Origin of the sequence: Micromonospora parastrephiae, from assembly GCF_016802865.1 — a bacterium.
Taxonomy (GTDB): domain Bacteria; phylum Actinomycetota; class Actinomycetes; order Mycobacteriales; family Micromonosporaceae; genus Micromonospora; species Micromonospora parastrephiae.
The window spans coordinates 1-8782 of sequence record NZ_JAEVHM010000210.1 but is presented as its reverse complement, the minus strand read 5'-3'; the positions used below and the strand labels follow the sequence as shown (position 1 = coordinate 8782).

The following is an 8782-nucleotide window of genomic DNA, read 5'->3' as shown; positions in this document are numbered from 1 at the left end:
CGGCGGCAGCCTCCTCCGGGGGTGGGCGCGGTCGCCGGCTCCAGGTCGGCGAGCACGCCGAGGACCGCCCGTCGGGTGGCCGGCGCGCCGGCCCGTTCGGCCTCGGCGGAGAGCGCGGTGATCGGCCGGTCCCGGTCGTCGCGGCGGCCGATCAGCCCCACCTGCCGGGTCATGGTCAGCCAGGCGCGGGCCAACTGCTCCCAGCGTTGGGCCAGCGACGCGGCACGCCAGACCTCGTACCCGCCGGTCGGCATCACCTGTTGATCCACCCCGTACCGGGTGGCGGCCGCGCCGGGCATCTCCAGTTCACCGGCGAGCCCCGCCGCGTACGCCACCTCCAGCAGCAGCGCGGTCGTCGGCTCGTCCAGCCCGGCGGTGCGTGCCAACCGCCGCAGGTCCCGTACCCCGATGCCGCCTGAGCGCAGCACCGGCGCGGGTTCGGCGGCGAGCTGCTCCAGCAGCCCCTCGGTGTGCCGGACCACCTCCATGGTCTGCCCGGCGCCGGCCGAGTCGACGGCCTTCGCCTCGCGCGGCGCGGCGGCCACCGGCGGTGGACTGGTGCGCAGCGGACCGAGCGGGCCGCTGTCGCGGCGCAGCAGCAGGCCGACCTCGCGGGGCAGCTCGACGGTGCCGCTGGCCGTCGACGTGCCGGCCGAGATGGGGACGAGCAGCCGGTTGTCGACCAGCCAGCGCACCGGGGAGCCGGCCGGCGCGCCGCCGTTGGTCGGGTCGGAGAGCACCGGATCCTCCGCGCCGACGGGGGGTGCCTGCAACGCGCCCGGGGGCACGCTGCCCACCGGGGGACCGGCCGCCAGCCGGTCCAGGATCGCCCGGGCCGACGGGGGCGCGGCGAGCAGCGTCCGACGGAGTTTCGCCGGGTCCGCGCAGAGCACGGCCGTGCGCGGGTCCAGCTCCGCGGCGGGCCGGCCGAGTCCGGCGGGGTACGGGGCCACCTCGTCGACGGCCGGTACCACCTGCAGCGCGTGCTCCGGCCCGTACAGCAGGAACAGCGCTCGCAACCTGCCCACGGCGGCCCGGACGGCCGTCGGTGCCGGCGGGTGCGGCCCGGTGGTCGCCATGGCGAGCACCGCGTCGGTGGCCGTGGTGCCGTCGTCCGGGCCCCGGGTGAGCCGGGCGGCGTCGAGGATCTGGAGCGTGAACTGGTCCAGCCCGTCCAGCGCGCGGGCCACCGAGACACGGGACTGGGCCCGGATGGCCAGGGCGGAGATGTCGGCCGGCACGGGCACGACGAGATCGGGCCGCAGTTGGAGGAGCGCGGCCAGTGACTCGTCGGGCAGCGACCGCAGGTGGTCGGCGAGTGAGGTGCTCATCGTCTTTCCACGCTAGCCCGGCACCGGGCCGTCGCGCCCCTCGGACGTCCGCCCGGTCGGGAGTCTCCGGGTACGTTTCTCGACATGCCTGCACTGACCGTCGGATTCGATCTCGACATGACCCTGGTGGATTCCCGTCCCGGCATCGCCGCGGCCTTCCGGGCGCTGACCGCCCAGACGGGCGTGTCGGTGGATGCCGATCTGGCGGTGTCCCGGCTCGGCCCGCCGCTGCGCACCGAGATCGCGCACTGGTTCCCGCCGGAGCGGGTCGAGTCGGCCGTGCGGGCGTACCGCGAGCTGTATCCGGCGTACGCGATCACCCCGACGGTCCCGATGTCGGGAGCGCGGGAGGCCATCGAGGCGGTCCGCGCGCGGGGCGGCCGTGTGCTGGTCGTCACGGCCAAGATGGGCGGGTTGGCCCGGTTGCACCTGGAGCACCTCGGGTTCACGGTCGACGAGCTGGCCGGGGACCTGTTCGCCGAGCAGAAGGCGACAGCGCTGCGGGAGCACGGTGCGACCCACTACGTCGGTGACCACGTGGCGGACATGGTGGCGGCCGGGATCGCCGGGGTGCCCGGAATCGGCGTGGCGACCGGCCCGTGCTCCCCGGACGAGCTGCGCGCGGCGGGGGCGGAAGTGGTTCTGGACGATCTCACCGGATTCCCAGGGGCACTCGACGGCATGATCCAGCTAGCCTTGGAGCAGTAGCGGCTCAAGTGAAGCAGGGGTTTTCAGGTGCCTACGGGTCGAGTGAAGTGGTACGACACGGCCAAGGGATACGGCTTCGTCACCAGTGACGAGGGCGGTGACGTGTTCCTGCCGAAGGGCGCGTTGCCGGCGGGCGTCACCGACCTCAAGGGTGGTCAGCGGGTCGACTTCAGCGTGGTGGACAGCCGTCGGGGCGCGCAGGCCATGGGCGTCAAGCTGCTGGACGCGCCGCCGTCGATGGCGGAGCTGCGTCGCCGGCCGGCCGAGGAGCTGCACGGCCTCGTCGAGGACATGATCAAGGTGCTGGAGGCGAAGGTTCAGCCGGACCTGCGTCGTGGTCGGTATCCGGACAAGAAGACCGCGCAGAAGATCGCTCAGCTGGTCCACGCGGTCGCGCGCGAGCTGGAGATCTGAGGCACCAGCCCGGCGGTGGCGGCGCGGTCGAGGAGTGCCGTCACCGCGGCGAAGCCGGCTTCGCCCAGGTCTCCGGTGAACTCGTTGACGTAGAGGGCGATGTGCCGGTCCACCACGTCGAGTTCCATCTCCTGCGCGTGCGCGAGGACGTACTCCCGGCTGGCCGCCGGGTCCGCCCAGGCCTGCCGGACCGACTCGCGAACCCAGCCGGCGGCGGCTTCCGGGTCGACCGCGCCGCGTCGGGCCAGGATCGCGCCGAGGGGGATGGGCAGGCCGGTGTCGGCCTCCCACCATTCGCCGAGGTCGACCAGCGCGGTCAGGCCGTGCCGGTGGTAGGTGAACCGGGCCTCGTGGATGACGAGCCCGGCGTCGTAGCGGCCGGCCGCGACGCCCGGCATGATCTCGTGGAACGGGACGACCTCGATCCGCGCCGGCGGTTGCCCGGCCGACCAGAGCCGGAACAGCAGGTACGCGGTGGTCCGATCACCCGGCACCGCCACCGTGGCGCCGGTCAGGTCGGTGCGGTCGCCCTTGGTGAGCACCAGCGGCCCGCAGCCGCGCCCGAGCGCGCCGCCGCAGGGCAGCAGGTGGTATTCGTCGAGCAGCCAGGGCAGCGCCGCGAAGCTCACCTTCACCAGGTCGAACGCGCCCCGCTCGGCGGCCGTGTTGGTGACGTCCACGTCGGCGTACGTCACCGCCACCGGCGGCGCACCCGGCACCCGGCCGTGCACCAGAGCGTGGAAGACGAACGTGTCGTTGGGGCAGGGCGAGATCGCCAGAGAGAGCGCCACGCCCCTCACGTTAGCCCCGTCCCCGCGCGCCCGTTCGGCGCGGTCCGCCCCTGTGACCTGCCGGGCTTGGAGTGTGGGTTGCCACTGCTCCTTGCTGTAGAGCTGCCCCACCTGTGGGGCGCGATGCCGGCGGTGGTGGTCGTCGAATCGTCGGCCCACTCGCCACGTTCGGGCGGGACAGGCGCGCTTCGGCTGTTCCAGGCTTCCGTGCCAGGTGATGCAGCCCCGCCCGGATCGATGGACTGCACTTGGCTTGCGCTCGCCCCATTTATGGGGCAGCTCTACAGGCACTGACGAAGAGGTGCGCACAGCTTCAGCGGCGTTATCCACAGGGCTGTCCACAGCCGGAAGGATGTCGTTGACGGCGCACGGCCGGGCGGAAAACCATGGACGGATGGCCGGCCAGGATGCGATCGACGTGGGGGCAATCCTGCGGAAACTTCGTCGACATGCCGATCTGAGCCAACGGGAATTAGCCGCGAGATCCGGGGTTCCCAAGAGCACGTTGAGTCGCATCGAGGCGGGGCAGGACTCCCGGGCGGCGTTCCGGACGGTGGAGCGGCTGGTCCGCGCGGCTGGTGGTGAGCTCGTCTTCGGGCTGCCCGGTGGCTGCCGCGTGGCAGGCCGCGAGGCAGAGGACGAACCACGGGACGAGGCTGGTCGTCGGTACCCGGCGCACCTCGACGTCCGGGCGGTCCTGACCCTTAAGGACTGGCCGGGGGCCTGGTGGGTGCACTCGTACACCCTTCCGCAGCGGTTGTGGCCGGTGCGCGTTCCTGAGCTGACCTACGACCTGGACCGGGCGCGGCGAGACGAGCGGCGGTTGCGGGACCGGACGCGTGCCCAGGTCCGGTTCCGGCGAGCGTCCGAAGGACTACCGGCCACGTCCTGGCGTTTTCTCGCCGAAGTGCCCGGCGTCGGGCCGGTAGGGGAGCTCCGGGCCCACGAGCGAAGCGTGGATCTTCTTCTGGGCGAGGAGTTGGGCGACCGGCGTGAGCTGGTGTTGGAGGGCATCGTCGTTGCTCCGGGCCTGCGGACCCTGGGCATCGGGCGGGAGCTCATCGGGCTGTTGGCCGCGGAGATGGCGATCGCCGGTATTCGGACCGCCCACGCGATCGCCGAGTTCGGCAACGTGGAATTTCTGCTCGCCTGCGGGTTCGAGCTAGAGGCGAGCAAGCCGTCGGCGCTGACGCTCAACGTCCCGCCCACCCGGCAGTAGTCAGCGCAGCGCGGGGGCCGCTGTGGTCAGGGCTGCGAGGGCCTCACGCAGTCGCCAGGCGTCGCGGTCGCGCGGGCCGATCGGGTTGGAGATGGTACGCAGCTCCGCGAAGGGCACTCCGGCCTGCGCGGCGGCGACCGCCACCCCGTACCCCTCCATGGCCTCGGCGACCGCCTCCGGATGTCGCCGGCGCAGCTCCTCGGTGCCGGCGGCGGTGCCGGTGACCGTGCTGACCGTCAGCACCGGGCCGACCGTGGCCGACGGCAGGGCGGCCCGCAACGCCGCCAGCAACCGCGGGTCGGCAGGCAGCACGCTGCCGCCGCCGAGCAGCGCCGGTGGCATACCCAACTCGTCGACCGGGATGAAACCGTCGGGCGACTCCGCGCCCAGGTCGGCGGCGATGCTGGCGGTGCCGAGCACCATGTCGCCGACTGCGGCCCGCCCGGCGAAGCCGCCGGCCACGCCGGCGCTGACCACCGCACGGTACGGACGCCCGGCCGCCTCGGCCAGCGCCAGCAGCCGGGCGGTGGCGGCGCCAGCCACCGCCGGACCCACCCCGGCCGGGACGACGGTCACGGCAGCGTCGGTCACGGCAGCGTCGGTCAATCCAGCCCGGATCGCGTCCGCCTCGGCGGGCACCGCGGTCACCACCAGCAGGCCGCTCACGGCAGCGGCCCGGGAGACTCCCGGCGGGACTCCTCGTCGGCGCCGCCACCCGGGCCGCCGACCGCCGAGGACGGTCGATAGATGTGGTAGCCCGGCGGGGCCAGCCCCGGCTCGTCGTACTGAGTCGAGCCGGCCTGGTTGGGCGCCGGGGAGGTGGGCGTCGGGTCGGCCGGCTCGTCCGCCCGCTCGTCGTCGCCGCTTCGTCGTCGCCCAGTTCGGCGTCGCCCAGCGGCCGCCCGGCCAGCTTCTCGCCGCGCAGCCGGGTGGCGACCAGCACACCCCGGGTGGCGGCCAGCACGGCCACCCCGGCGGCGACCGCGATGCCTATCCGCCCGTCAAACGGCACCAGCCCGAGCCCGCCGCCGGCGACGAACGCCAGCATCAGCACCGTCTCCGAGTGGGCGAACGAACTGGCCCGCAACCGCTCCGGAATGCGCTCCTGGATCGAGGCGTCCACGGCCAGCTTCGCCACCCCGCTCACCAGCGCGGTGACCAGGCAGAGCAGGGCGACCATCGGCAGCGAGAACTGGATCACGGCGAGCACCGCCACCCCGGCCACGATGACCATGCTGCTGGACTGGATGGCGCCGGCCGATGGATGCGCAGCCGGGTGCCGACGGCGGTGGCCAGGAAACTGCCGACCGCCAACGCGCCGCCGACCAGCCCCAACGCCCACTCGGCACCCAGCTCCCGACCGAACACGTCGGTGGTCAGGTCGCCCTTCTTGATTGCGAAGGCGAGGAAGAGCAGCAGGAAGCCGTAGGCCGCGCGCAGCGTCGCGGCGCCGATCAGGGTCGCGATCACCAGCCGCCCAGCGGGTCGACCCCGGCCCAGCGGCCGGTCCCCTCCGCGGCGGCCCAGCGCCCGCAGCGCTCGGGGAACACGCTCCGGCGGCTCCGAGTCGGCCCTCGGCGGCAGGCGCAGGGAGATCACCATGCCGACCAGGAAGATCACCGATGCGACCCGCAGTGGCCACTGCGGCCCGAACCAGAACGCGGCCAACCCGATCGGCGCCACCAACGCGCCCGCGACCGTGCCGTAGACGCTGGCCCGCGCGCCCACCTGCGAGAGACCCAGCCCTTCGGGCAGCAGCCGTGGCACGGCGGCGGAGCGCGCCACGCCGTACGCGCGGGACAGCGCGAGCACACCGAACGCGGCCGGATAGAGCCCGAAGCCGTGGATGTAGTCGGAGATCAGCCAGGCCAGGAACGCGCGGCCGAGCATGGTGGCGGCCAGGGCGTACCGCCGGCCGTGCCGGAAGTGGTCCAGCAGCGGGCCCACCACGGGGGCGAGCATCGCGAACGGCACCATGGTCACCAGCAGGTAGAGCGCGACCTTGCTGCGTGCCTCGCCCAGCGGCACGTTGAAGAAGATCGTCCCGGCCAGACCGATGGCGATCAGCGTGTCACCCGCGCAGGAAACCGCGTGCAGATCGAACAGGCGCACCATGCCGACCTCGCCGCCGGCGCCCCGCGTCCGAGCCCGGCCGGCCCGGCGGGTCACCCAGCGTCCGCTGCCCACCGAACCGCGCAACAGCAGGCGGACCGCCCGAATGCCGGTGCCGACGGTCCGCCCGAGGACGGAACGCCCGGAGCGGGAGTACGACGGCATGTGCACCATCCTCGCCCATCTGATCCAGGTACGCCGCACCACTGCGGGGAAAGGTTCCCCGGGAGTCCCTGTCACCCCTGCGCGGCGCATGGGGAACAATGGTCGGGTGACCAGGCCCGCCTCCACCCGCGCCGTCCGTCTCGACCAGGTCTGCGCCGCTGCCGTCGAGGTGGCGCGTGCTGGCATCACCGAGGTGGACGCCGACGACGTCGGCGACCACCTGCAGGTCGTTGCCGAAGGCGACCGGCTGGTCACCCACTACTTCGAATGCCGCCTCGCCGGTTACCGCGGCTGGCGGTGGGCGGTCACCGTCACCCGGGTGCCGCGCAGCCGTACGGTGACGATCTGCGAGACGGTGCTGCTGCCCGGCTCGGACGCGCTGCTCGCGCCCGGCTGGCTGCCCTGGCAGGAGCGCCTCAAGCCGGGCGACCTCGGGCCGGGTGACCTGCTGCCGACGCCGCCGGACGACGACCGGCTGGCCCCCGGCTACCTGCTCTCCGACGACCCGGCGGTCGAGGAGACCGCCTGGGAGTTGGGCCTGGGCCGCGCCCGTGTGCTCTCTCGGGAGGGTCGCACCGACGCGGCGCAGCGCTGGTACGACGGTGAGCACGGCCCGTCCGCCGCGATCTCGACCGCCGCGCCGGCCGCCGCCCGCTGCGGCACGTGCGGCTTCTACCTGCCGCTGGCAGGTGCGATGCGGCAGGCCTTCGGCGCCTGTGGCAACTTCTACGCGCCCGACGACGGTCGGGTGGTCAGCGCCGACCACGGGTGCGGCGCCCACTCCGAGACGCTGATCGAGGCGGTCGAGACCGTCGTCGAGGAACTACCCACGGTGTACGACGACAGCGCCGTGGAGGCCATGTCGGTCAGCCGCGCACCGGGATCGGTGGAGGCCGCCGAGCCGGCGGAGCCGTACGGGCACTCCTGACGGTTCGCGTCCGCCCCTGCGGGGTCAGCTCGCGCGGCGGCGGCGCCGGTTGGCGTCGTGCCGCAGCATCACGGCGAGGCCGGGGAAGCCCCACAGGAACCCGGCCAGGCAGGTCCAGAGCCAGTTCTCGTGATCGTGGTCGGTCAGCCAGCCCCGGAAGAAGAGCAACAGGACGAGCCCGGCCACCGCCCACGCGATCAGCCCGGCGACCGCGAACGGCACCATCGGCGGGTCCAGTGGGGCGGGCCGCGGCGGCTGCTCGTTCGGCATCCGGCAAGCGTACGCGATCGACTTCCCCTGCCCGCCGGTGATCTGGGACGATGCGCGCGACAACCGGAAGATCACCTGCGAGGACCCGATGGCAGTAGCGCCGCCCGAGAACGGCACACCCCCCGACCCCGCTCACCCGCGTAACGGCTTCGACCGGTTCTTCGAGATCTCCGCTCGCGGCTCGACGATGAGCCGCGAGGTACGCGGTGGCCTGGCGACCTTCTTCACGATGGCGTACATCGTGGTGCTCAACCCGCTGATCCTGGGTGGTGCCGTCGACGGGGACGGCAAGACCCTCCCGATCCCCGCGCTTGCCGCCGCGACCGCGTTGGTGGCCGGTCTGATGACGATCCTGATGGGGGTGATCGGCCGGTTCCCGCTGGCGCTCGCCGCCGGTCTGGGCGTCAACGCCCTGGTGGCGTACGAGATCGCACCGGAGATGACCTGGGCCGACGCGATGGGCCTGGTGGTGATCGAAGGTGTGATCATCGCGGTGCTGGTGCTGACCGGTCTGCGGACCGCGGTGTTCCGCTCGGTGCCCACCCAGATGAAGACCGCGATCGGTGTCGGCATCGGTCTGTTCCTGACCATCATCGGTCTGGTCGACGCCGGCTTCGTCCGGCGCGTCCCGGACGTCTCGAACACCACCGTGCCGGTCGGCCTGGGCATCGGCGGCAAGCTGGTCAGCTGGCCGCTGCTGGTCTTCGTGGTGGGGCTGCTGCTCACGCTGGTGCTGGTGGTCCGCCGGGTGAAGGGCGCGATCCTGATCGGGATCCTGACGTCCACCGTGCTGGCGGTCATCGTGGAGGCGGTCGCCAACATCGGCCGTCGTTCGTCGACGGGA

Annotated in this window: 8 protein-coding genes and 2 pseudogenes; 5 read left to right on the top strand and 5 right to left on the bottom strand. The window is 73.1% G+C overall.

What is annotated here, in order from left to right; all coding sequences use genetic code 11:
- Positions 1 to 1331: pseudogene (locus tag JNW91_RS26935) on the bottom strand (helicase-associated domain-containing protein); the annotation flags it as partial.
- Positions 1332 to 1415: 84 nt separating this feature from the next.
- On the opposite strand from JNW91_RS26935, the gene JNW91_RS26930 reads away from it, so the two are divergent.
- On the top strand, positions 1416 to 2039 hold the full coding sequence (locus JNW91_RS26930; RefSeq protein WP_203178206.1) for an HAD family hydrolase: 624 nt from the start codon (positions 1416 to 1418) through the stop codon (positions 2037 to 2039).
- A gap of 27 nt (positions 2040 to 2066) precedes the next feature.
- Positions 2067 to 2453 (top strand): cold-shock protein, encoded by a 387-nt coding sequence (locus tag JNW91_RS26925; protein ID WP_203178205.1) that lies wholly within the window; start codon positions 2067 to 2069, stop codon positions 2451 to 2453.
- Here JNW91_RS26925 and JNW91_RS26920 read toward each other — a convergent pair.
- On the bottom strand, positions 2414 to 3244 hold the full coding sequence (locus JNW91_RS26920) for a 1,4-dihydroxy-6-naphthoate synthase (RefSeq protein ID WP_203178204.1): 831 nt from the start codon (positions 3242 to 3244) through the stop codon (positions 2414 to 2416). The two genes, JNW91_RS26925 and JNW91_RS26920, sit on opposite strands and share 40 nt — an antisense overlap.
- A gap of 352 nt (positions 3245 to 3596) precedes the next feature.
- Here JNW91_RS26920 and JNW91_RS26915 point away from each other — a divergent pair, with 352 nt between their 5' ends.
- On the top strand, positions 3597 to 4463 hold the full coding sequence (locus tag JNW91_RS26915; RefSeq protein WP_309244496.1) for a helix-turn-helix domain-containing protein: 867 nt from the start codon (positions 3597 to 3599) through the stop codon (positions 4461 to 4463).
- Here JNW91_RS26915 and JNW91_RS26910 read toward each other — a convergent pair whose 3' ends face one another.
- Positions 4464 to 5129 carry a futalosine hydrolase gene (locus JNW91_RS26910; protein WP_203178202.1) on the bottom strand — a complete coding sequence of 222 codons (666 nt, stop codon included), beginning with the start codon at positions 5127 to 5129 and terminating at the stop codon, positions 4464 to 4466.
- Positions 5126 to 6740: pseudogene (locus JNW91_RS26905) on the bottom strand (MFS transporter). The gene JNW91_RS26910 and the pseudogene JNW91_RS26905 overlap by 4 nt, the downstream one beginning before the upstream one ends.
- Positions 6741 to 6828: 88 nt before the next feature.
- On the opposite strand from JNW91_RS26905, the gene JNW91_RS26900 reads away from it, so the two are divergent.
- A complete protein-coding gene (locus JNW91_RS26900) occupies positions 6829 to 7668 on the top strand; it encodes a DUF3027 domain-containing protein (protein WP_407664389.1) in 840 nt (279 codons plus the stop codon).
- A 24-nt stretch (positions 7669 to 7692) separates the two neighbouring features.
- Here JNW91_RS26900 and JNW91_RS26895 read toward each other — a convergent pair whose 3' ends face one another.
- On the bottom strand, positions 7693 to 7938 hold the full coding sequence (locus JNW91_RS26895) for a DUF2530 domain-containing protein (RefSeq protein WP_203178200.1): 246 nt from the start codon (positions 7936 to 7938) through the stop codon (positions 7693 to 7695).
- 88 nt (positions 7939 to 8026) lie between these two features.
- Here JNW91_RS26895 and JNW91_RS26890 point away from each other — a divergent pair.
- On the top strand, positions 8027 to 8782 hold a 756-nt coding region (locus JNW91_RS26890), incomplete at its 3' end, for an NCS2 family permease (protein ID WP_203178208.1).

What these genes read in the sequence shown, in the direction of transcription:
- JNW91_RS26930 (WP_203178206.1), top strand. Translation starts at nt 1,416, where the DNA reads ATGCCTGCACTGACCGTCGGATTCGATCTCGACATGACCCTGGTGGAT.
- JNW91_RS26895 (WP_203178200.1), bottom strand. Translation starts at nt 7,938, where the DNA reads ATGCCGAACGAGCAGCCGCCGCGGCCCGCCCCACTGGACCCGCCGATG.
- JNW91_RS26915 (WP_309244496.1), top strand. Translation starts at nt 3,597, where the DNA reads ATGTCGTTGACGGCGCACGGCCGGGCGGAAAACCATGGACGGATGGCC.
- JNW91_RS26900 (WP_407664389.1), top strand. Translation starts at nt 6,829, where the DNA reads ATGGGGAACAATGGTCGGGTGACCAGGCCCGCCTCCACCCGCGCCGTC.